At 72.4% G+C, this 20631-nt stretch carries 20 protein-coding genes; 11 read left to right on the plus strand and 9 right to left on the minus strand.

Annotation, left to right across the window (positions count from 1 at the left end; translation table 11 throughout):
• Positions 1 to 2 precede the first annotated feature (2 nt).
• Genes JYK18_RS40050 through JYK18_RS40060 form a run of 3 tightly spaced genes read left to right on the plus strand, consistent with a single transcriptional unit; the run spans position 3 to position 2278 of the window.
• Positions 3 to 689 (plus strand): substrate-binding domain-containing protein, encoded by a 687-nt coding sequence (locus tag JYK18_RS40050; RefSeq protein ID WP_206809102.1) that lies wholly within the window; start codon positions 3 to 5, stop codon positions 687 to 689.
• The gene (locus JYK18_RS40055; protein ID WP_206809104.1) at positions 686 to 2032 is read left to right on the plus strand and encodes a TRAP transporter large permease subunit; all 1347 of its coding nucleotides are present in this window, start codon (positions 686 to 688) and stop codon (positions 2030 to 2032) included. Before JYK18_RS40050 ends, JYK18_RS40055 begins: the two co-directional genes overlap by 4 nt.
• Before the next feature lie 12 nt (positions 2033 to 2044).
• Positions 2045 to 2278, plus strand: coding sequence for a hypothetical protein (locus JYK18_RS40060; protein WP_206809106.1), 234 nt, complete (start codon positions 2045 to 2047; stop codon positions 2276 to 2278).
• A gap of 1 nt (position 2279) precedes the next feature.
• On the opposite strand, the gene JYK18_RS40065 is transcribed toward JYK18_RS40060, so the two are convergent.
• The 3 genes from JYK18_RS40065 to JYK18_RS40075 form a co-directional block, all read right to left on the minus strand.
• Positions 2280 to 2732, minus strand: a complete 453-nt coding sequence (locus JYK18_RS40065) for a MarR family winged helix-turn-helix transcriptional regulator (protein ID WP_206809107.1) — start codon at positions 2730 to 2732, stop codon at positions 2280 to 2282.
• A 76-nt stretch (positions 2733 to 2808) separates the two neighbouring features.
• Positions 2809 to 4362 carry a histidine ammonia-lyase gene (gene hutH / locus JYK18_RS40070; protein ID WP_206809108.1) on the minus strand — a complete coding sequence of 518 codons (1554 nt, stop codon included), beginning with the start codon at positions 4360 to 4362 and terminating at the stop codon, positions 2809 to 2811.
• 122 nt (positions 4363 to 4484) lie between these two features.
• Entirely contained in the window at positions 4485 to 5285 is an 801-nt protein-coding gene (locus JYK18_RS40075) for a GDSL-type esterase/lipase family protein (protein ID WP_206809109.1), read from the minus strand.
• A gap of 108 nt (positions 5286 to 5393) precedes the next feature.
• Between JYK18_RS40075 and JYK18_RS40080 the strand changes: the two genes are divergently transcribed.
• Together JYK18_RS40080 and JYK18_RS40085 are read left to right on the plus strand one after the other, a co-directional pair.
• Positions 5394 to 6005: a TetR/AcrR family transcriptional regulator gene (locus JYK18_RS40080; RefSeq protein ID WP_307796274.1), complete on the plus strand. Its 612-nt coding sequence runs from the start codon at positions 5394 to 5396 to the stop codon at positions 6003 to 6005.
• Positions 6006 to 6052: 47 nt separating this feature from the next.
• A complete protein-coding gene (locus tag JYK18_RS40085) occupies positions 6053 to 6556 on the plus strand; it encodes a DUF1772 domain-containing protein (protein ID WP_307796275.1) in 504 nt (167 codons plus the stop codon).
• Between the two features lie 25 nt (positions 6557 to 6581).
• On the opposite strand, the gene JYK18_RS40090 is transcribed toward JYK18_RS40085, so the two are convergent.
• Positions 6582 to 7067 (minus strand): Lrp/AsnC family transcriptional regulator, encoded by a 486-nt coding sequence (locus tag JYK18_RS40090; RefSeq protein ID WP_206809110.1) that lies wholly within the window; start codon positions 7065 to 7067, stop codon positions 6582 to 6584.
• A 128-nt stretch (positions 7068 to 7195) separates the two neighbouring features.
• On the opposite strand from JYK18_RS40090, the gene JYK18_RS40095 reads away from it, so the two are divergent.
• Entirely contained in the window at positions 7196 to 9520 is a 2325-nt protein-coding gene (locus tag JYK18_RS40095) for a pyruvate dehydrogenase (RefSeq protein ID WP_206809111.1), read from the plus strand.
• A gap of 177 nt (positions 9521 to 9697) precedes the next feature.
• Here JYK18_RS40095 and JYK18_RS40100 read toward each other — a convergent pair whose 3' ends face one another.
• Positions 9698 to 10660, minus strand: coding sequence for an MFS transporter (locus JYK18_RS40100; RefSeq protein WP_307796276.1), 963 nt, complete (start codon positions 10658 to 10660; stop codon positions 9698 to 9700).
• A complete protein-coding gene (locus tag JYK18_RS47290; protein WP_242583973.1) occupies positions 10621 to 10884 on the minus strand; it encodes a hypothetical protein in 264 nt (87 codons plus the stop codon). The genes JYK18_RS40100 and JYK18_RS47290 overlap by 40 nt, the downstream gene beginning before the upstream one ends.
• Positions 10885 to 10956: 72 nt before the next feature.
• Here JYK18_RS47290 and JYK18_RS40105 point away from each other — a divergent pair, with 72 nt between their 5' ends.
• Positions 10957 to 11913, plus strand: coding sequence for a LysR family transcriptional regulator (locus JYK18_RS40105; RefSeq protein ID WP_242583975.1), 957 nt, complete (start codon positions 10957 to 10959; stop codon positions 11911 to 11913).
• Here the strand turns inward: JYK18_RS40105 and JYK18_RS40110 are convergent.
• Positions 11855 to 12916, minus strand: a complete 1062-nt coding sequence (locus JYK18_RS40110; protein ID WP_206809113.1) for a helix-turn-helix domain-containing protein — start codon at positions 12914 to 12916, stop codon at positions 11855 to 11857. The two genes, JYK18_RS40105 and JYK18_RS40110, sit on opposite strands and share 59 nt — an antisense overlap.
• 120 nt (positions 12917 to 13036) lie before the next feature.
• Here JYK18_RS40110 and JYK18_RS40115 point away from each other — a divergent pair, with 120 nt between their 5' ends.
• From JYK18_RS40115 to JYK18_RS40130, 4 genes are read left to right on the plus strand one after another with little or no spacing between them, the layout of a single operon-like run.
• A complete protein-coding gene (locus JYK18_RS40115; protein WP_206809115.1) occupies positions 13037 to 14215 on the plus strand; it encodes an MFS transporter in 1179 nt (392 codons plus the stop codon).
• Between the two features lie 9 nt (positions 14216 to 14224).
• Positions 14225 to 15061: an AraC family transcriptional regulator gene (locus tag JYK18_RS40120; protein WP_206809116.1), complete on the plus strand. Its 837-nt coding sequence runs from the start codon at positions 14225 to 14227 to the stop codon at positions 15059 to 15061.
• Positions 15058 to 15852 (plus strand): SDR family oxidoreductase, encoded by a 795-nt coding sequence (locus JYK18_RS40125; RefSeq protein WP_206809118.1) that lies wholly within the window; start codon positions 15058 to 15060, stop codon positions 15850 to 15852. The genes JYK18_RS40120 and JYK18_RS40125 overlap by 4 nt, the downstream gene beginning before the upstream one ends.
• A 43-nt stretch (positions 15853 to 15895) precedes the next feature.
• Complete coding sequence (locus JYK18_RS40130; protein ID WP_206809119.1) at positions 15896 to 16771, plus strand: MerR family transcriptional regulator; 876 nt, start codon at positions 15896 to 15898, stop codon at positions 16769 to 16771.
• Between the two features lie 32 nt (positions 16772 to 16803).
• On the opposite strand, the gene JYK18_RS40135 is transcribed toward JYK18_RS40130, so the two are convergent.
• Together JYK18_RS40135 and JYK18_RS40140 are read right to left on the minus strand one after the other, a co-directional pair.
• Positions 16804 to 19659: a BTAD domain-containing putative transcriptional regulator gene (locus tag JYK18_RS40135; RefSeq protein WP_206809120.1), complete on the minus strand. Its 2856-nt coding sequence runs from the start codon at positions 19657 to 19659 to the stop codon at positions 16804 to 16806.
• Positions 19660 to 19753: 94 nt separating this feature from the next.
• Positions 19754 to 20536, minus strand: coding sequence for a pectate lyase (locus JYK18_RS40140; RefSeq protein ID WP_307796277.1), 783 nt, complete (start codon positions 20534 to 20536; stop codon positions 19754 to 19756).
• Between the last annotated feature and the right edge of the window lie 95 nt (positions 20537 to 20631).

Below are 20631 nucleotides of genomic sequence, written 5' to 3' on the forward strand. Positions count from 1 at the left end.
CCATGTCCACTGAAGTACAGATTTCCCTGTTCAGCACGCTGGCCGTGAAGAAGGCCCTCGACGACGTGCTGCTCGGCGCTTTCCACGACAAGACCGGCATCACCGTCGACGGCACCTTCGATCCGACCAACGTGCTCACCGACCGGATCACCGCGGGCGCCCGGCCCGACGTGATGATCGCGGTGTCGAACTCCTTCGCCCCGCTGGCGGACGCGTTCGACCTGGACACCCGCACGGTGGTGGCGAAAACCGGGGTCGGCCTGGCGGTCGCGCCCGGGCACGACCTGCCCGACATCAGCACCGTGGACGCGTTCGTCGCCACGCTGACCTCCGCGCGTTCGGTCGCCTACTCGCGCACCGGCGCGAGCGGCGTCCACTTCGCCGCGCTGATCAGGGAACTCGGCATCGAGGAACAGGTCAACGCGCGGGCCACGGTGGTGGAGAAGGGGTTCACCGCGCTCGCCGTGGTCGACGGCCGCGCCGACGTGGCCATCCAGCAGCTGAGCGAACTGCGGTTCGTCCCGGAGGCACGCATCGCCGGGCCGTTGCCCGCGGAAACGCAGCACTACAGCGAGTTCTCCGCCGTGCTGGGGCGTGCGGCGAAGCCGGAGGCAGCCGAACTGGTCCGGTTCCTGACCTCCGCGGCGGCGGTCGAGGCGTACCTGGCCACCGGTTTGGAAGTAGCGTGAACGCGATCTACGCGCTGGTGGCGTTCATCGGCGCGATCGTGGTCTGGAACGTGGGCTTCAAGCGCAACATCGGCGAGGCGATGGTGGTCGGTTTCCTGGCCACCGCCGCCTTCGCCGGTTCGGACGCGCTCAGCGTGGGCTGGGAAGGGCTGGTGGACGGCCTCAAGTCGGAGATCACCTTCGCCGCGCTGGCGTTCGTGTTCGTCAGCGAACTGCTCACGCGTACCGGGCTGGTGCAGCGCCTGGTGGACATCCTCAGTTCGGTACTCGGCCGGTACCGTGGCGGGTCGGCGTACGCGGCGACGGTGGCGTCCGGACTGTTCGGCGCGGTAGCGCACAACGGCGCGGCGATCGTGGCCACCATCGGCTCGATCACCATTCCGTGGATGAAGCGGTCGCGGGCCAGCGGGGAGACCGCCGCGCTGGTGCTCTCCGGCAACGCCGGGGTGGGCGCTACCTTCCCGTTCAGCGGCGCGTTCTTCCTGTTGCTCGCCGCGCCGACGGTGATGCCCGTGCTGGGTACCGGCGACGTGGTGGCGACGATCTTCGTGACCGGCGTGTGGATGGTGCTGATGCGCGTGGTGATCGCGTACGCCATCGTCCGCCGCCGCGGGGTGGGCGCGATGGCACCGGAGGACATCCGCCCGCCGCGGGCGGCGCTGCGCGCGGGCTGGCCGTCGCTGCTGGTGCTCGGTTCGATCGCGTTGCCGATCCTGGCCACCGCTCCCCCGACGAGCGACTTCGTCTCGGCGCGGATCAGCACGGAGGCGACGGACGCGATCCCGCTGCTGATCTGGCTGCCGATCGTGATGCTGGCCGCCGGGCTGCTGGTGGAGCGGAAGGCGCTGCCGCGGCGGGGTGCGCAGTGGTGGGCGCTGCTCGGCGAGGTCAGCCCGAAGCTCGGGCTCGTCGGCGTCACCATGGTTTCCGCGTTCGCCGCGTCCAATGTGCTCAGCGAACTGGGCCTCGGCGAGCAGCTGGCGCCGTTACTGGCGGACCTGGCCGGGGTGCCCGCGCTCGTCGCGGCGATCGTGGTCGGCTTGATCATCGTGATCGTGGCCGGTCCGCTGAACACCACCTCGACCGTGGCCGCGATCGGGCCGGTGGCCTTCGCCGCGCTGACCGCGGCGGGCGTGCCACCGCACATCGCCTTCGCCGCGATCCTGGTGTGGGCGTCGTCGGAGGGCTGTTCACCGCCGGGAGCCGCGCCGCTGTACGTGGCCGCGGGCATCGCCGGCATCAACCCGGTGCGGATCTTCGTGCCGGTCGTTCTCTACTACCTGCTGCCGTCACTGGTGACCGGGGTGCTGATCGCGGTCGGCCTGCTCTGGATCCCGGGCTGAGAGGAGTCCACCGTGCACCGGTTCCTGCTGATCGCCGCCCGGCTCTGCCTGGTCGCCTTCCTGCTCGGCGGCGCGGCCGTCACCCTCGGGCAACTCGCCGCGATCGCGCTGGGCGACGGCGGGGTGATGTCGTTCTTCGGCACCACCGTGGCCGACGTCGCCTGCACCGTCGCCGCGGTGGCGGGCATCTTCGCCTTCCTGCTGCGCTACACCCGGCGGGGCAAGGACATCGAGGAGGAAACCTGACTCAGCGGCGGCGCTGGTGGTCGGTGATGTCGGCGAACGCCTCCTTGAAGGCGGCGTAGCGCTCCCGGCCGAGGCGCCGGGCGTGGCGGTCCTGGATCGCGTTCATGATCTTGGCCGCCGCGCGGAGTTCGGCGTGGCCCCGCTCGGTGGGGCAGACCAGCTTCGCGCGGCGGTCGGCCAGGTCCGGGCGGCGTTCGACGTAACCCAGCTCCTCGAGTTCGTCGATCAGCTTGCCGATCACCTGCTTGTGCTGCCCGGACAACTGCGCCAGCTCGGTCGCGCGCACACCGCCCGGTTCGAGGTACGCCAGCACCGCGCCGTGCCGGGGGTGCAGATCGCCGTAGCCCTCGGCGGCGAGCTTCGTGAAGAGCTCGTCCTGCACGGCGAACAGCAGCCGCCCGGCGAGCACGCCGAGATCCGGGTCGTCCCTGTTCTGCTCGGCCCGCGTGCCCATCGCCGCTCCTCCCGCCAGTGAAGTCACCAGAGATTACTATCACTCTGCCTGACCACCCCGGCGTCCGGCGGGCGTGTCACCCCGGCCAGGCCGGCAGGTGCTTCTCCGCTTCGTCCCCGCGCAGCAGGTCACGGATGTCCGCGAGGAAATCGGCGGCCACGCCTTCGTCGTCGCGGTAGGGCCGGACGTTGTCGGCGATCAGCTGCAGCAGGCCGCGCACGTTCGGCGAGAACCGTTCGATGCCGAGCAGGCTGGCCGCCTGGTAGCACCCGGCGGCGAGCACCGACGTGATGGCGTGGACGTTTTCCACCAGCTGCAACGATTTCCGCGCGGCGATCAGGCCCATGCTGACCACGTCCTGGTTCTGCCCGTTCGACGGGATCGACTTCACCGAGGCGGGCGCGGCCAGGTCCAGGTTCTCCGAGGCGATGCTGGTGGCCAGGTACTGCGCGCCCTGCATGCCGCAGAACAGGCCCTGTTCCCCCAGCGCGAGGAACGGCGGGTACGAGCCGTTGAGGTGCGGGTCGAGCAGCCGGTTGAGCTGCCGCTCGGCCAGCACGCCGACCTCGGTGACGGCGATGTTGAGGAAGTCGCACGCCATCGCCACGTACTGGCCGTGGAAGTGGCCGCCGTGGAAGACCGTCTCCGGCGTCTCGAAGATCAACGGGTTGTCGTTGCAGGAGTTGAGTTCCTCCTCGACGATCCGGCGGCAGTACGCGGCGGCGTCCACCACCGGGCCGAGGATCTGCGGCACGCAGCGCACGCTGTAGGCATCCTGCAGGTAGTGCGGGCTGTCGGTGACCTCGTCGCGGGAGCCGGTGGACTCGCTGATCTGGCGCATGACCTCGGCGTGCTCGCGGGTCAGGTCGCTGCCTTCGAGCAGGTTCATCATCGAGACGGCGATGGCGCTCTGGCCGGCGTGGTTCTTCAGCGCGTGCCCGCGCGGGTTGTAGCCCGAGGTCGAGCCGCGCATGGCCTGTACGAAGACGCCCGACGCCCACAACGCGAGCCGGAGCAACCGTTCGACGGCCACCAGCGCCAGTGACGCGACGGCGGTCATGCCGGAGGTCCCGTTGATCAGCGCCAGGCCGTCCTTGTACCCGAGCTTGACCGGCAGCAGGCCCTCCTCGGCGAGTACCTCGGCCGAGGGACGGACCACCCCCCGATGGGTGACCCGGCCCGCGCCGATCAACGGCAGCGCGAGGTGCGACAGCGGGGCGAGGTCACCGCTCGCCCCGAGCGAACCCTGTTGCGGCACCACGGGGTGGATGCGGCGGTTGAGCAGTTCGGCCATCAGCAGCAGGGCGTCGGCGCTGATCCCGGAGTACCCCTTGAGCAGGCAGTTGAGCCGGGACACCTGCATCGCCCGGACCACGTGCTCCGGGAAGACCGGCCCGCCACCCGCGGCGTGCGTGCGCAACAGGTTCTCCTGCAGTTCGGTTTCGTAGCGCGGTGGCACGATCAGGTGAATGAGCTCACCGAACGCGGTGGTGACCCCGTAGATCGGCGTGCCGTCGCGGCCCCACTGCTGCACGCGGTCGCAGGTGTCGGCGACCATCTTCAACTGGCCCTCGTCGAGTTCGACCGGCTCGCCGAGCACCGCGACCCGGTGCACCTCACCGACGGTCATCCCCTGCCCCTGGATCAACACAGCTACCCCCAGACCGAACGGTTTTCCCGTGCGGGCAATACTTTTTTACCCGCCCCTATATTCGGCCTACCGGGAAAGCTATACGGGCGCTGGCGATCAGGTCAGGGCGTCGCGGCCAGCCACGCCGCGGCGACATCGGTGAGGCGCGCGGCACCCCGGTCGTTGAGGTGGACGTGGTCGATGAGCAGGGCCCGGCCGCCGTCGCGGGCGATGTCGTCCCAGGTTTGCCCGAGTACGTAGTGCCGGGTCGCCACGGTCAGCGCCAGCGGGAACGAGAAGTCGTAGGGCACGCGGTCCTCGCGCGGGCCGAGCAGTTCGAGCAGGCGCTCGTGCACCGGCAGGTAGTCCACGCCGGTCCGGGTCGCGGTCTCCTGGATCACAGCGTTGTACCCGGCCAGCGACTGGTTGATCCCGGTGGTCAGGTCCTCGCCCAGCGGCGGCAGGGAGAGCAGCGCGATCCTGGCCGTCGTCCCGGTGCGGAGGCGGTCGGCGATCGCGGTGAGGTCGGCGCGGTACTGCTCCAGCGGGGTCCCGGCACGCACGTCGTTGGTGCCGACGAGCACCAGCACGGCGGCCGGTCGGCAGGCCAGAACGTCGGCGTCCAGGCGGGCGAGCAGGTCGGCGGCGGTGTCACCGTTGTGCCCGGCGTTGACGAACTCGTGCCCGGCGAACTCGGGTCTGCCGCGGAGGGCGCCGATCCAGTCGCCGCCGAGCGTGCCCTGGGTCATGCTGGCGCCCGCGCCGACGACCGCGGGCTTGGCGGTGGCCCCGGCACCGCAGGCCTCGGCCGGACTGCCGTCCGGGGCGCGCAGGAAGGCGAGGTAGCCGGCGGTGCCGACCACCCCCAGGGCCGCGACCAGCACCGATGCCACCGTGATGAGGACGCGCTTGCGCCGGTTCATACTTGCTCCGTTCAGTTGGTGAGTGCTCACTAACCACTATAGTTAGTAAGCACTCACCAACGCCAGGCGGCTGCCCCAAACCAGAACGGGGACAGGCAGGATGACGGAGTGAGCGGCGAGAAGCGGCGAGGTCGTCCCAGCACGGGGGTGCGGGACGCGGTACTGGCGGCGACCGAGGCGATCCTCGCCGAGTCGGGCGTCGCCCGGTTGTCGACCAAGGAGATCGCACGGCGCGCGTCGGTGGCCGAGTCGAGCATCTTCTACCACTTCACCGACCGCCTCGGCCTGCTCCAGGCCGTCGTGCACCGGCACCTCCCGCGCTACAAGGAGGTGGCCACCGAGGTCCGGGAGCGCGCGGGCACCGGCAGCCTGCGCGACAACCTCGTCGATCTGCTCGACGGTCTCGACGCCTTCTACGAGCGGATCACGCCCATCCTCGCGGCCGTGCAGGCCGACGGCGAACTGCGCGCGCTGCTCGCCGACCGCGGTGCCGGCGGGGAGATCGGGCCGCAACGCGCGCTGCTGCCCATCGCCGCCTACCTGACCGAGGAACGCCGTCTCGGCCGCGTGCGCGCGGACCTCGACGTGGACTCCACCGCCCTGCTCGTCGTCGGCGCCGCCCACCAGCGCGCGGTCTACCGCTACCTCTCCGGCGCCGCCCCGCTGCCGGGCACCGGCGACGTGATCGACACCCTGCTCCCCGCCCTGCTCGACGCCTGAACTCCCGGTCGTGGCACGCCGGACCGTTCTCGGGCTATATTTACTGAGTGATTACTCAGCAAATGACCCGGGCCACCACCGCGCTCGCCCTGCTGTCCTCCGGCCTGCTCGCCGGCGCGTTCGGCTACGGCGCGGTCAACCTCGTGACCACGTTCAACGTGGTGCCGCTGGACATCCGGCTGACCTTCCACTCCGCGCTGATGAAGATGAACGGCCCGGTCATCCAGGCCACGATGGCCGTCGCCGCGCTCAGCGCGCTCGCCCTCGCCGTGCTGGCGCGACGGCGGACGCGGCTGCTGGCCGGTACCGCGGTGGCGCTGGTGACCACGTCGTTCCTGGTCACCCGGTTCGGCAACGTGCCGATCAACGGCCAGATCAAGGTGTGGGCGGTGAGCACGCCACCGGCCGACTACGCGGAAATCCTGCAGCGGTGGGAGGCGTTCAACGTCGTGCGCACGCTGACCGCGCTGGCCGCCTTCGCCATCGTGATCGGCATCGCCACGACGGCGGCCCGGACGTCCAGGAAGGCGCCGGAACCCGCTTTGGCGTGATCACCGGAGGCGGCCGCGGGCGCCGTCACGCCTGTTCCCCCGCCGTCCGGTGCAGGAGCGGGGTGACCCGGTAGCTGACCAGTTCGCTCATCACCAGCGCCGTGTCGGTGCGTTCGACGCCCGGGATGGCGAGGATCCGCCCGGCCACCCGGTACAGGTCGTCGGCGTCGGCGGCGACCACGTGCACCAGCAGGTCGCTCGGCCCGGAGATGCCGTGCACCTGCAGCACCTCCGGGATCTCCCGCAGTTCGGCGCCGACCGGGTCCAGCTTGCGCTGGGCGACCCGCACGGTGACGAACGCGGTCAGCGGGTACCCCAGCGCCGCCGGGTCGACGCGGCGTTCGAACGAGTCGAGCGCCCCGTCCTCCTCCAGGCGGGCGAGCCTGGCCTGCGCGGTGTTCCTGGCGATCCCCGCCGCGTCGGCGACCGCGCTCGTGGTGGCCCGCGGGTGCGCGGACAGCTCCAGCAGCATGCGCGCGTCGGTCCGGTCGATCCTGCCCGCACTGCGCATGGTGCCCCTTCGAAGCGGTCGTAACCCGGCGGAAACTGAGCATTCTGCCCAACTTTCCCGGCGATTATTGCGCAGATGCCACCGCGGTTGGTGAGCTGTCCGGGCCGCGTGTCGAGGAGGACCCAGCCATGACCAGCACCACGACGGACCGGTCGCGTCCGGCCGCCGACTTCGCCACGCTCGAGCGGGTCGAGGACCGGCTGCTGTGGCTGTCCTCGGCGGTCATCCACCACGCCAACCGGGTGCGGCCCAACCCGTCCGGGCTGAAGGTCGGCGGGCACCAGGCGTCGTCGGCCTCGATGGTCTCGGTGATGACCTCGCTGTGGTTCCGCCACCTGCGCCCCGAGGACCGGGTCTCGGTGAAACCGCACGCGTCCCCGGTGCTGCACGCCATCAACTACCTCCTCGGCGACCTCGACGCCGCCTACCTCCCCCGGCTGCGCGAGTTCGGCGGGCTGCAGAGCTACCCGAGCCGCGCCAAGGACCCCGACCAGGTCGACTACTCGACCGGTTCGGTCGGCATCGGCGCGACGGCCCCGATCTGGGGCGCGCTCTCGCGGCGGTACGTCGATTCGGCGTTCGGCACCGCCGGGTCCGGGCGCCAGTACTCGCTGGTGGGCGACGCCGAACTGGACGAGGGCGCGGTGTGGGAGGCGGTGCTCGACCCGGCCGTCGCCGAACTCGGCGAGGTGGTCTGGGTGGTCGACCTCAACCGGCAGTCGCTGGACCGCGTGGTGCCGAACATCGCCGCCGCCAAGCTGCAGGACATGTTCGCCGCGGCGGGCTGGCAGGTCATCACGGTGAAGTACGGGAGCCTGCTCCAGGAGCTGTTCACCCGGCCCGGTGGCGGGGAGCTGCGGGACCGGATCGACACCATGTCCAACCCCGAGTACCAGCGGCTGCTGCGGTGCGACGCCGCCGAACTCCGGCGGCGCCTGCCCGGCGACGGTCCGGGCGCCGCGGGCATCACCGCGCTGGTGTCCGAAGTGGACGACGAGACGCTGGTGGACGCGGTGGCGAACCTCGGCGGGCACGACCAGCCCGCCATCGACGCCGCCTTCGAGTCCATCGAGGACACCCGCCCGACGGTGATCTTCGCCTACACCGTCAAGGGTTACGGCCTGGCCACCAAGGGCCACCCGCAGAACCACTCGGCGCTGCTGTCCGAGGAGCAGATGCGGGAACTGGCAGGCAAGCTCGGCGCGGACCTCGACGACCCGTGGGCCGGGTTCGCGCCGGACAGCGCCGAGCAGCGGTTGTGCGAGGAGACGGCCGCGCACCTGCGGCGGCCGCACATCGACCAGCGGACCCCGCCCGAGGTGCCCGCCGACTTCGGCCGGGTCCCGTCGGGCACCGCGACCACCCAGGCCGCGCTGGGCCGGGTCCTGCTCGACCTCAGCCGGGGCGCGCCCGAAGCGGCCCGGCGCGTGGTGACGGTGAGCCCCGACGTCAGCTCCACCACCAATCTCGGCGGCTGGGTGAACAAGGTGGGCGTGTGGTCCTCGGCCGAGCGCACCGACTGGTTCGCCGACGACGCCGAGACCATCCTGCACTGGCGTGAGAAGCCGACCGGCCAGCACATCGAACTGGGCATCGCCGAGGTCAACCTGGTCAGCATGCTCGGTGAGCTGGGCACCACCTGGAGCCGCTGGGGCGAGCCGCTGCTGCCGATCGGTGTGCTCTACGACCCGTTCGTCGAGCGCGCGCTCGAACCGTGGTCCTACGGCATCTACGCCGGTGGGCAGTCGATCCTGGTCGGTACGCCGTCGGGTATTTCGCTGGCGCCGGAAGGCGGGGCGCACCAGTCGATCAAGACCCCGTCGATCGGACTGGAACAACCCGGCTGCGTGAGCTACGAACCCGCGTTCGCCATCGACACCGAATGGGCGCTGCTGGCCTGCCTCGGCCGGTTGGGCCGGCCGGACGGCACCTCGGCCTACCTGCGCCTGTCCACCCGGCCGGTCGACCAAAGCCTGGCCGCGGTGCCCGCCGACCCCGCCGCCCGCGAACGGCGTCGCAGGCAGGTGGTGGCCGGGGCGTACACCCTGCGCCGCACGGCGGAACCCCAGGTGACCATCGCCGCCATGGGCGCCATCGTGCCCGAGGCGCTCGCTGCGGCGGAGCGGCTCGACCAGGTCGGGGTGGCCGCCGACGTGGTCTGCGTGACCAGCCCGGACCTGCTCTACCGCGCGGTCCGCGCCCGCCAGGGCCACGAACCGGCCGACAGCTGGATCCTGGACCAGGTGTTCCCGGCCGATCGGGCGGTCCCGCTGGTGACCGCGCTCGACGGCCACCCGCACACGTTGTCCTTCCTCGCCACGATCAACCGCGTCGCCACCACCGCGCTGGGCGTGACCCGGTTCGGCCAGTCGGGTTCGCTGGAGGAGGTCTACCGCCACCACGGGCTCGACGCGGGCAGCCTCGTCCGGGCCGCGCTCGATCTGACCAGCTGACCAACCGGCCACGGTGACCGGCGGCGGCGGAGTGCGCGCCGCGGTCACCGCCCATCCCCGGTTACAGCGTCCAGTCGCCGACGCGCCTGGTGCCCTGCACCGAAGCGACCAGGTCGAAGCCCACCACCAGCAGCACCGCGATTTCCACGAGCATGAGCAGGAACAGCATTTCTCCGTTCACCTCCTTCCCCTGCCACCAGTCCCGACGTACCCGGGTCGTGCGGCCAGCAACCCACTCACCAGCTCCGGCACCACCAGCACCAGCAGCACCCCGATCGACCACCCCCAGCCGCCCGTGACCGTGTGCAGCACGCCGAAGGTCAGCGGGCCGGATCCGGCGATGAGGTACCCACCCGACTGGGCCATGCCGGACAGCCGCGCGGTGAGCGCGGCGGTGGGCGAACGGAGGTTCAGCAGGGTGTAGGCGAGCGGGAACGCGCTGCCGGTGGCAAGACCGAAGATCGCGACCCACACCCAGCCTACCTCCGGGGCCAGCAGCAGCCCGCCGAGGCCGAGGCCCATCGCGGCCACCACCGCGACCACGAGCGGGCGCTGGTCGCGGAGCCGCGCGGCGACCACCGGAACGAGGAAACCCAGTGGTATTCCCACAATCACGATGAGCGCGTTCATCATCCCGGCGGTGGCGGGCGAGAACCCGTTGTCCCGCATGAGCTCCGGCAACCACGACGTGAGCGTGTAGAACATGAGCGACGCCATACCCATGAAAATCGTCACAGCCCATGCCAGCGGGGAACGCAGCAGTGATCCCGGGTCGGCCTCGGCTTCGGCCGGGGGCGCCGGAAGTCGGAGCCGGGCCCACACCGCGGCCGCGATCACCGCCGGGACCGCCCACACGGCCAGTGCCAGCCGCCAGCCGCCGAGTTGCTCGAGCGGGACGGCCAAGCCCGCCGCGGTGGCGCCGCTGACCGACATCAGCATCATCGCCAGCCCGGTGAGCGGTCCGACGCGGCCGGGGAAGGCGCGCTTGATCACCGCGGGCACCAGCACGTTGCCGGTGGCGATCCCGGCGCCGGCCAGCACCGTGCCGGTGTACAGCGCCACCGGCACCGGCACCACGCGCAGCAGGGCCCCGAGCGTGATCACCACCAGCGCGACGGCGATCGCCGTCCCGATGCCCACCCGGCGCGCGAGCGCGGGGCGAATGCGGAGAAGACGCCGAGGCACAGCATCGGCAGCGTGGTGAGCACACCGGTCTCGAACCCGGTGAGCCCGGCGCCGTCCTGGACCTCGCTCAGCACCGGGGGCACACCGGTGATGGCCGCCCGCAGGTTCAGCGTCACCAGCACCAGACCGGCCAGGATCCAGAGGGTCCTGGCTCGCGCGGTGGTGGTCGAAGTGGTCATGACCGCAGCATGACCCGGGAGGACCGTTGCGGTCCATTGCGGATTTCGCCGGTGATTGTGCAAAATCATTGCATGATCGACCTGCGCCGCCTGCACATGCTCCGCGTCGTCCAGCAGCAGGGCACGGTCACCGCGGCGGCCGAGGCCCTGCACCTCACCCCGTCGGCGATCTCCCACCACCTGCGTGAACTCGCCCGCGAGCTGAAGGTCCCGCTGCTGGAACCCCAGGGCCGCGGGGTCCGGCTGACCCCCGCCGGGCGCCTGCTGGTCGACCACGCCGACGCGCTGCTGGCCCGCTGGGAGGAGGCACGCGCGGACCTGGAGTCCTTCCGGGCCGGGCGGGCCGGGCCGTTGCGCATCGCGGGTTTCACCACCGCGATCAGCGGCCTGGTCGCGCCCGCGGCCGGGCGGCTGCGGCGCAGCCACCCGGACCTCGTGGTGCAGGTGCACGAGTGCGACACCGCGGAGAGCATGGACCTGCTGGTGGCGGGCAAGGCGGATGTCGCGCTGGTGGAACCGGTCGCGGGCGGTCCCCCGCCGGACGACGCGCGGTTCGAGCAGCGGCTCCTGCTGGAGGAGCCGTACCTGCTGCTGGTGCCCGCCGACCACCCGCTGGCCGGCACCGAACCGGTCCGGCTGGCGGACGCGGCGGCGGAGGACTGGATCGTCGCCGACCCCGGCACCTGCGATCACGTCCAGCGGGTGGAGGCGCTGTGCGCGGCGGCCGGCTTCTCCCCGCGGATCGTGCACGCGGCCACGCAGTGGGCGACGATCTGGTCGCTGGTCGCGAACGGGCTCGGGGTCTCACTGGTGCCGCGGCTGACCGAGGGCCCGGCGGGCCAGGCGGTGTCGCTGGTGCCGGTGTCGAGCGAAAACCCGCCGACGCGGCGGATCTTCACCTGCGTGCGCCGCGGCAGCGGGCGGAACCCGCTCATCGAACTCGGGCTCCAGGCACTGGAAGAGGTGGCGGTCAGCGCAGCACTGCCGCCAGCAGATCTGCGCCCAGCGCCGTCAGGTCGGGCAGGTTGAGCGAGTAGCGGACGTACCGGCCGTCGCGCTGGGCGGTGAGCAGGCCCGCGCGGCGCAGGACGGCGAGGTGACGGGAGACCTCCGGGGCGGTGAGTTCCCAGGAGTGGGCCAGTTCGCCGGTGGTGTGCGGGCCGCGGGCCAGTGTCCGCAGCAACCGCAGGCGGATCGGGTGGGCGAGCGCCTCCAGCCGGAGCGTGACGGTGTCCAGCGAGACCGGTCCGGCCTGCTCGGCCACCGGGTACTGCACCACCGGCTGCCAGCCGGGCGCGTGCACCACGACCAGGTGTGGGCCGGCGAACGCGCTGGGGAGGAAGGTGATGCCGTCCTCGTGTGCCGCGGTCGCCTTGTCCTGCAGCTTGTCCACGATGACGCGGTCGCCGTCCGGGGACAGGGTGATCGCGCCGGACACCGAGGCGAGCGCGGCCCGGAGCCCGCGCTGCCGCCGCAGATCGCTCTTCCGGCGGACGTCGGCGGTGAGCTGAGCGGCGACGCTCGCCCACGCGACGTCGAAGAAGGCCTCGGCGCACTGTTCGAGGGTTTCGCGTACGCGTGCCCGCACCGCCGCCGGGTCCGTGAGCAGGCGTTCCGCGAAGGCCTCCTGCCGCGGGCCGCGGGCTTGGGCGAGGTCCAGCGCCCGTTCGCGCGCGGCCGGGTCGGTGAGCGGGGAGGCGGTGATGGCGCGGACGCGGTTGCTGCCGCAGGTGCTGACCAGGGCGGCGGTGACGTAGGCGTCGTCGTCGATGCGGTCGACGTCGTCCAGTTCGGCGGCCAGCGTGGGGCGGGGCTTGGCGGGGAGGAGGAAGTCGGCCTGGGAGGACCGCCAGAGGAACTCGGCCTCCCGCAGGCGCTCGGCCAGCTCCGGGCCCACCCGGACCCCACTGGCCCACCCCGCGAGCTGCGGGTGGTGGCCGGGTTCGGCGAGCACGTGCAGCATCGCGGTCAGCTCGGCCAGCGGGGAAACCGCGAACCGAAGCGGCCCGCCGAGGTCGATCCGCAAGGTCATCGCTTCAGCATCACCGACCCGCTCCCCGGCAGCCGCACCGGCTCACCCCACCGCGGCACCGATTGACGGAGGTGGTCAACCGGCGGGTGCGGGCCGGGTGCGGCGACCACGGTGAGCGCCATGGTCACCAAGCTCCGCCCCCGCGCCCTCGTCCGCGCGTCCGGCGGCCCCCGGTACGCCGCCGCGCTCGCGGTGGACGCGCTCGGCACCGGCCTCCTGCGGCCCTTCCTGCTGCTCTACGGGGTGACCGTGCTGGAACTGTCCGCACCGGCCACCGGGCTCGCCATGACCGGCGGCATCGTCGCCGGGCTCGGCTGCACGCCCGTGGTGGGCCGCTGGCTGGACCGGGGTGCGCGCAGCACGGTCGTGGCCGCGTCGATGCTGGTGCGCGTGCTGGGCGTGGCCGTGCTACTGGCCACCCCGGCCGGGCAGGTCTGGCCGTTCGCCGCGGCGGCGCTCCTGCTCGGGATCGGCAACCAGGCCTGGCCCGCCGCCCACGCGGCCGTCGTGGCCACCGTCGCCGTCGGCCGCGACCGCGACACCGCGCTCGCGGCGGGCCGCGCCCTGCGCAACGCCGGTCTCGGCATCGGGGCCCTGCTCGCCACCGTCTGCCTGACCGGCGGCACCACCGGGTTGCGGGCACTGGCCGCCGTGACCGGACTCGCCTACCTCGTCGCCGCGGTGCTGGCGTGGTCCGTCCGCCTGCGCGCCGACCCGGTCCCGCTGAGTTGCGACGAGGACCGCGCGCCCGCCCCTCGGCTGCGCGGACTGCTGGCCGCCAACGTGGTCTACGTCTTCTGCCTCAACGTTCCCGAGATCGCGCTGCCGCTGATCCTGGTGACCCAGCTGCACGCGTCGCCGGTGTGGTCGGCGGCGATCTTCGTGGCGAACACGGTGCTGGTGGTCACCCTCCAGGTACCGGTCACCGTCGCGCTGGAGCGGTTCTCCCGGCGGACCGCGCTGGCGCTGGGCGGGGTGGTGCTCGCCTTGTCCTACCTCGGTTTCCTCGCGGCCACCTCGCTCGGCGGCGGCTGGGGCGCGCCCGCGGTCGCCGTGGTGTCGGTGGTCTGCACCCTCGGCGAGATCGTCTACGCCGGGAGTGCCACCGCGCTCGCCACCGCCCTCGCCCCACCCCACGCGCTGGGCCGGACGTTGGCGCGCTTCGAGTTCTCCACCGGCTTCGGGCTCGCCGTCTCCCCCACCGTCATCACCGCTCTCGCACCCCACGGCCCGACCGCGCTCTGGGGCAGTCTCGCCGCCGCGACGCTCGTCTCCGCTTCCGTCGTACGCCGCGCCTAGGCTGGCGGCATGGGGACCACGGCGGATTGGGAGGTCGTGCGGCCAGGGCGGCCCAGCCGGGTCGCGGGCGTGCGCATGGCCGGGTTCCGCAGCCGCGGCCCGGTCGACGTGCGGGCGGTCGGGCACCCGGCCGTCACGCTGGTGCTGGAGTTCGGCGACGGCCCGCTCGTCGTGGACGAAAACCTCGAACAGCAAGGGAATCTGGTGGCCAGGCCGGCGTTCGGGGGCCTCCGCGTGCGCGGGGAACAGGTCGAATGCGTGCAGGTGCGCCTGTCGCCCGTGGCCGCGCACGCCGTGCTCGGTACCTGGCAGGACCACACGGTGGTGGCGCTCGACGACCTCTGGGGCCGGGAGGCGGCCCGGATCCGGGAGCGGTTCGGGGAAGCGTCGTCGTGGCAGGAGCGGTTCGCCATGGCCGACGCGGTGCTCGCCCGCCGATACGAGGACGGACCGCGGGTGGATCCCGAAGTGGCCCGCGCCTGGGACCGGATCAACGCCGGCCGCGGCCGGGTACGCGTCGACGACCTGGCGGCCGAGGTCGGCTGGAGCCGCAAGCGCCTGTGGTCCCGGTTCCAGGCGCAACTCGGCATGCCGCCCAAGCGCGCCGCGAGGCTGGTCCGCTTCGACCACGCCGCCCGCGGCTTGGCGGCGGGCCGGGAGGCGGCGCGCGTCGCGGCCGAAAGCGGGTACGCCGACCAGTCCCACCTGCACCGGGACGTGCGGGCGTTCAGCGGTCTCACCCCGGCGGCGATGACCGGGCAGGTGTGGCTGGCGGTGGACCGGCTCGCCTGGGGGAACATTCGTCCAATACCCGCCGACGCGGCACGCACCACGCTGGCCGGGTGACTGGACTACGTGGCACGAAGGTGCTGGTGACCGGCGCCAGCGGCGGAATCGGGCAAGCGCTCGCGGTCGAACTGGCCGGGTGCGGTGGCGAAGTGGTGCTCAGCGGGCGCCGGGCGGAGGTGCTCGAACCGCTGGCGGGGCGGCTGGGCGGACGGGCCGTCCCGGCCGATCTGACCGAACCGGACGCGGCGGCCCGCCTGCTCGACGCGGCAGGCGAAATCGACGTGCTGGTGGCCAACGCCGCGTTGCCCGCGACCGGTCTGCTCGCGAACTACTCCCTGCCGGAGATCGATCGCGCGCTGGCGGTCAACCTCCGCGCGCCGATCGTGCTGGCGAAGCTGGCCGGGGCGCGCATGGCCGCCCGCGGCCGCGGGCACCTGGTGTTCATCTCCTCGCTGTCCGGGAAAACCGCGTCGGGGCAGGCTTCGCTCTACAACGCCACCAAGTTCGGGCTGCGGGGGTTCGCCTTGGCGCTGCGTGAGGACCTGCGGCCGCACGGCGTCGGCGTCTCGACGGTGTTCCCCGGCTTCATCCGCGACGCGGGCATGTTCGCCGACTCCGGCGCGGTCCTGCCGCGGGGGGTGGGCACGCGATCACCGCGGGACGTGGCGCGGGCGACCGTGCGGGCCATCGAGCGCGACCTCGCCGAGGTCGACGTGGCACCGCTGGGCCTGCGCCTGACCGCGGTGCTCGGTGGCGTGGCCCCGAGCCTGGCCGCCACCGTCCAGCGCCGCCTCGGCGGGGACCAGGTCACCGGGCAGCTCGCCGCGGGGCAGCGGCACAAGCGCTGACCGTGCTTGAGTCTCCCCCGGGGGTAGACGGGAAGGTGGCTTCATGGACCGCGGCACCCTGTACTCGATCGGCGAACTCGCCCGGCGCACCGGCCTGACGGTCAAGGCGATCCGGCGTTACTCCGATCTGGGCATCGTGGTGCCCGCGTGCCGCACCGACGCCGGTTACCGCCGCTACACGGCCGACGCCGTGGCCCGGCTGGCGTTGGTGCGCACGTTGCGCGAGCTGGGTTTCGGCCTCGGTGTCATCCGCCAGGTGGCGGACCGGGAGCGGACGCTCGGCGAGGTCGCCGCGGAACACGCCGCCGCGCTGGACGCGCAGCTCCACCTGCTGCGGCTGCGGCGCGCGGTGCTGACGATCGCCGCGAAGCGGGAGCCGACCACCGAGGAGATGGAACTCGTGCACCACCTGGCCACCTTGTCCGAAACCGAACGGCGGCGCCTAATCGAGGACTTCCTCGACGCGGTGCTCGACCCCGAGCTGGCGGGGGTCCGCCGCACCCTGACCCCGGAACTACCCGACGACCCGACCGAGGAACAGCTGCGGGCGTGGGTCGAACTGGCGGAGCTTTCGCTGGATCCGGAGTTCCGCGCGGCCCTCCGCCGGCTCGTGGCGGAACACGAGGTGTCCGTGCCACCGCGGCCGGACGCCGTCGCCCTCACCCGCGAACTCGCGGGCCCGGCCGTGGCGTCCGGCATCGCGCCGGACTCACCGCGGGCCGATGCCGTGGTCACCGCGATCACCGGCCGCTGCTCGCTCGGCCCGGCGGAGCTGGCGCACCGGCTGGAAGCCGCGAACGACCCGCGGCGGGACCGGTACGTGCGCCTGCTGGCCGTGATCAACCAGTGGGCCCCGCCGGAGGACCTGGCCCCGGTGCTCGACTGGTCGGTCACCGCACTGCGGCTACGCGCGGCTTAGGCACACCACGGTCGAAACAGAACGACAATCCCCTAGGCCCAGGTGCGGTCCGCTGGTACAGCCACCGGCTCTTCTCCCTCCCGGTCCGCCGGCACCACTGGAAATCCGCCGGTTGACCGGACTGTAGAACGCGGCGCTTTCTGATCTCTTTCACCGAGCTGACAGCTCGCGAACTCCGGGAAGGACTGCCTCAGCCGCTCCCTGACCTTTTCGACGTCGCTGTCCGGGATGTTGGCCAGCAGCGCCCACGCCTCCCCGGCGGTGTGCCTGGCCCGCTCCACTTCGCCGTTGAGCAGTTCCGCGCGCGCGAGGTTCCCCAGGTGGACGCCTTCGTTGCGCCGGTCGCGGTAGGCGCGGGCCAGCGTGACGGCCTGCCGGTAGCAGTCGACCGCCTCCGCGTGGTTGCCGAGTTCCGTCCACGCGTCGCCGAGGTTGTCCAGGGTGTGCGCCTGGCCGCGTTCGTCGCCGGAGGCCCGCCGCAGGTGCAGGCACCGCGTGCTCAGCTCGACGGATTCACCGTGCCTGCCGAGGCTGATCGCGGTGATCGCGAGATTGCTCAGCGCGTGCGCCTCGCGGGCCTGGTCCCCGAGCTCGCGGGACAACGCGATGCTCGTCCGGTAGCTCCGTTCGGCGTCGGCGTGGTGTTCGAGGAACTCGAGGCAGTTGCCGACCAGCACCAGCGCGACCGCCTGCTGCGCCTTCGCCCCGGCCGCCTCGAACGCGGTCAGCGCTTGGCGGTAAGCGATCAGTGCCTGGGCTTCGAGGCCGAGGTGGACGTGCAGCGTGCCGAGGCCGACCAGGCACGCGCCCCTGGCCACCGGGTCGCCGAGCCGTTCCGCCGACACGAGCGCCGCCCGGTACGCCGCCTCCCAGTCGTCCCAGATCGGCCGGACCACGAAGAACGCGTGCAGCGAGGCCGCCAGCCGCCAGGCGAGGTCGTCGGCTCCGGCTTCGGCCGCCAACCGCACGGCCGCCACCACGGCAGGCCACTCGTGGTCGAACCAGTCCAGCGCCTGCGGCTGTCCGGCGAACAGGTCCGCACCGGGCACCTCGTCGGGCCAGAGGTGCCTGCCGGGCGCCAGCACCACCGACGCGGCCATCGCCGTCCGGCAGTACCATCCGAGCGCCCGGCGCAGTGCGGCCGAACGGGTGGTCGCGAGGTCCTCGGCGACGGTGAGCTCGGCGGCGTAGTGGTGCAGCAGGTCGTGGAACTGGTACCGCCCGAGCCCCCGCGACTCCAGCAGGTGGACCGAGACCAGGCGGTCCAGGCTCCGGCGGGTCTCGGCCTCCGGGCGCCCGGCCAGCGCCGCCGCGGCGGCCACCCCGAACTGCCCGGCCGGGGACAGGCTCAGCAGCCGGAACAACTGCGCCTCCCCCGGCGGGAGTTCCCGGTAGGACCAGGAGAACACCGCCCGCGGGTCGGCGGCGTCGTCGGCCGGGTCGGCGAGCAGTTCCAGCCGGCGGGCACGCAGTTCGTCCGCCAGCTCGGCCAGCCGGGTGGCCGGATCGCGGGCCACCAGGTCGGCGATGATCCGCAATGCCAGTGGCAGGTGCCCGCACAACCGCGCGAGGTCGTCGGCCGCGGCGGGTTCGGCGGCCACGCGGTCGATCCCGGTGTTCGCGGCCAGCAGTTCGGTCGCCTCCAGCTTGCTCATCCGGTGCAGCGCCACCGAACGCGCGCCGTCGCGGACGCTGAGCCCGCGCAGATCGCTGCGGCTGGTGATCAGCGCCAGGCACCCGGCTCCCGGCAGCAGCGGCCGGACCTGCGCGGCGTCACGGGCGTTGTCCAGCAGCACCAGCACGCGGCGTCCGGCGAGCTGGCTCCGCAGCAACGCCTCGCGCTCGGCGGCGTCGACCGGCACCGCTCGTTCGGGCACCCCGAGAGCGCAGAGGAACGCGCTCAGAACCGCTGACGCGGCAACGGGTTCCCCCGGCCCGTACCCGCGGAGATCGATGTAGAGCTGCCCGTCGGGGAACTGCTCGGCCACCTGGTGCGCCCACCGGACGGCGAGCGTGGTTTTGCCGACACCGCCCGTGCCGTGCACGACCACGGTCAGCACGCTGGGATCGGTGTGCCCGCGCAGGAGTTCGTCGAGTGCGCGGAGTTCATCGGACCGGCCGACGAATCCGGGCACGGCCGAGGGCAGCTGGCGCGGCAGGATCGCGCGGGCCGGCGGCTCGGTGTCCTGGGTGTCGTGCGCGAGGAGTTCGAGGTACAGCTCCTGCAACGCGGCGCCGGGGCCGATCCCCAGTTCCTCGGCCAGTTTCTTCCGGCAGTTCGCGTACTCGGCCAGCGCCTCGGCGTGCCGCCCGGTCGCGGCCAGCGCGCGGATCAGGCGTTCCCACAGGGGTTCGGTCAACGGGTGCCGGGCGACGAGGGCGGTCAGCTCGGCGACCAGGCCCGCGTGCTCACCCGCCGCCAGGTCGAGGTCCACCCGCCGCTGCACCGCGCGCAGGTACTGCTCGGTCAGGCCGGACAGCAGCTCGGGGAAGGACGGTTCACCGCGCCACAACGCGAGCGCCTCGCGCAACGCGGCCCGCTCGTCCCCGGCACTCTCGGCGACGGCCAGCAGGCGCTGGAATTCGGCCACGTCGATCGCGCCCGGTTCGACGTCGAGCAGGTACCCGTCCGCGGTGGTGCGGATCGATCCGTCGCCCAGCAGGCGCCGCAACCGCGCGACCAGGGTGTGCAGGCTGGCGCGGGCCCGCTCGGGCAGCTCCTCGCCCCACACGCCGTGCGCGAGCGCGTCGACCGAGACCGAAACCCCTGGTGAGACGGCCAGGACGGCGAGCAGGGCGCGTTGCTTCGGACTGGACAACGCGACCGGCTCGCCGAACCGCTCCACGCGCAACGGCCCCAGCAGGAAGATCCTCAGTTCCGATAACACGTCGCCACCCCAGCCGACCGCCCGTCCCTCTCGGGCTCCAGCGTAGGCGCAACGAGTCAGAACCGGGCCCTGGCAGCGACCGCGGGGAACGGCGTCACTGGTAACTGATGTCGCTCGCGGAATACCGGCAATGCGTGCTGTCCGGGCCGGAACCGTTCTCGTCGGGTTCGTCGCCGTCGTCGTTGCCGATGTACTTCTGGCAGATCACCATTTTCCGGTCGGGATCGTTGACGATGGTGAGCCCGCTGATCCTGGCCGTGTCGCCGTAGTTGGTGTTGATGCCCGTCACCCGGTTGCCCGGCCGGGTCAGCGTCACGTCCCGGAGCACCACGTCGCGCTGGTGCTGGGTCGAGCAGTTGCCGCACGAGCGGTAGAACGTGCCGAAGTTGCTGGCCTGGAAGTTCTGCACGGTCAGCGTCCCGGGCCCGTTGTGCTGGAACACCTTGTCCCCGGCCGACCGCGCGCCACCGCCGTCGACCAGGAAGGCCGGGTCGCCGCTGCCGCGGAAGGTCGCCGCGTCCTCGCCGACGTCCTCCCACCACACGTTGCGCAGGGTGCAGGCCCCCTGGCAGTGCACACCGTCGCCCGCCGGGCCGCCGATGATCACGTTCTGCAGCGTCGCGCCGGGCGCGAGCAGGAACATCGGGTCCTGGTCCTCTTCCTGGCCGCCGTCGCCGATGCAGCAGTACCGCCGCATCCCGCCGTCCAAGCCGCTGGCGGGCACCGAGATCGTGCCGTTCACGCTGACCTGCCCGGTCGGGGTCGGCCAAGCTGGAGCGGCCTGGGCCGTCGCCGCCGTGCTCACCGGCCACGCCAGGCCGGCGGCCAGCAGCAGGCCCGCCATGAGTGTTGTCGGTTTCTTTCCGTTTCCGCGCACGGGAACCACGTTAGGAACACACGCGGGGACGATTGCGGACAACGTGTGGACTTTCCCGCACGACGGGTCCGGCCACCCGAGTCCGGTTTGGACGG

Source organism: Amycolatopsis sp. 195334CR, from assembly GCF_017309385.1.
Classification (GTDB): domain Bacteria; phylum Actinomycetota; class Actinomycetes; order Mycobacteriales; family Pseudonocardiaceae; genus Amycolatopsis.

What these genes read in the sequence shown, in the direction of transcription:
- JYK18_RS40050 (WP_206809102.1), top strand. Translation starts at nt 3, where the DNA reads ATGTCCACTGAAGTACAGATTTCCCTGTTCAGCACGCTGGCCGTGAAG.
- JYK18_RS40065 (WP_206809107.1), bottom strand. Translation starts at nt 2,732, where the DNA reads ATGGGCACGCGGGCCGAGCAGAACAGGGACGACCCGGATCTCGGCGTG.
- hutH (WP_206809108.1), bottom strand. Translation starts at nt 4,362, where the DNA reads ATGACCGTCGGTGAGGTGCACCGGGTCGCGGTGCTCGGCGAGCCGGTC.
- JYK18_RS40075 (WP_206809109.1), bottom strand. Translation starts at nt 5,285, where the DNA reads ATGAACCGGCGCAAGCGCGTCCTCATCACGGTGGCATCGGTGCTGGTC.
- JYK18_RS40090 (WP_206809110.1), bottom strand. Translation starts at nt 7,067, where the DNA reads ATGCGCAGTGCGGGCAGGATCGACCGGACCGACGCGCGCATGCTGCTG.
- JYK18_RS40095 (WP_206809111.1), top strand. Translation starts at nt 7,196, where the DNA reads ATGACCAGCACCACGACGGACCGGTCGCGTCCGGCCGCCGACTTCGCC.
- JYK18_RS47290 (WP_242583973.1), bottom strand. Translation starts at nt 10,884, where the DNA reads ATGACCACTTCGACCACCACCGCGCGAGCCAGGACCCTCTGGATCCTG.
- JYK18_RS40105 (WP_242583975.1), top strand. Translation starts at nt 10,957, where the DNA reads ATGATCGACCTGCGCCGCCTGCACATGCTCCGCGTCGTCCAGCAGCAG.
- JYK18_RS40110 (WP_206809113.1), bottom strand. Translation starts at nt 12,916, where the DNA reads ATGACCTTGCGGATCGACCTCGGCGGGCCGCTTCGGTTCGCGGTTTCC.
- JYK18_RS40115 (WP_206809115.1), top strand. Translation starts at nt 13,037, where the DNA reads ATGGTCACCAAGCTCCGCCCCCGCGCCCTCGTCCGCGCGTCCGGCGGC.
- JYK18_RS40120 (WP_206809116.1), top strand. Translation starts at nt 14,225, where the DNA reads ATGGGGACCACGGCGGATTGGGAGGTCGTGCGGCCAGGGCGGCCCAGC.
- JYK18_RS40130 (WP_206809119.1), top strand. Translation starts at nt 15,896, where the DNA reads ATGGACCGCGGCACCCTGTACTCGATCGGCGAACTCGCCCGGCGCACC.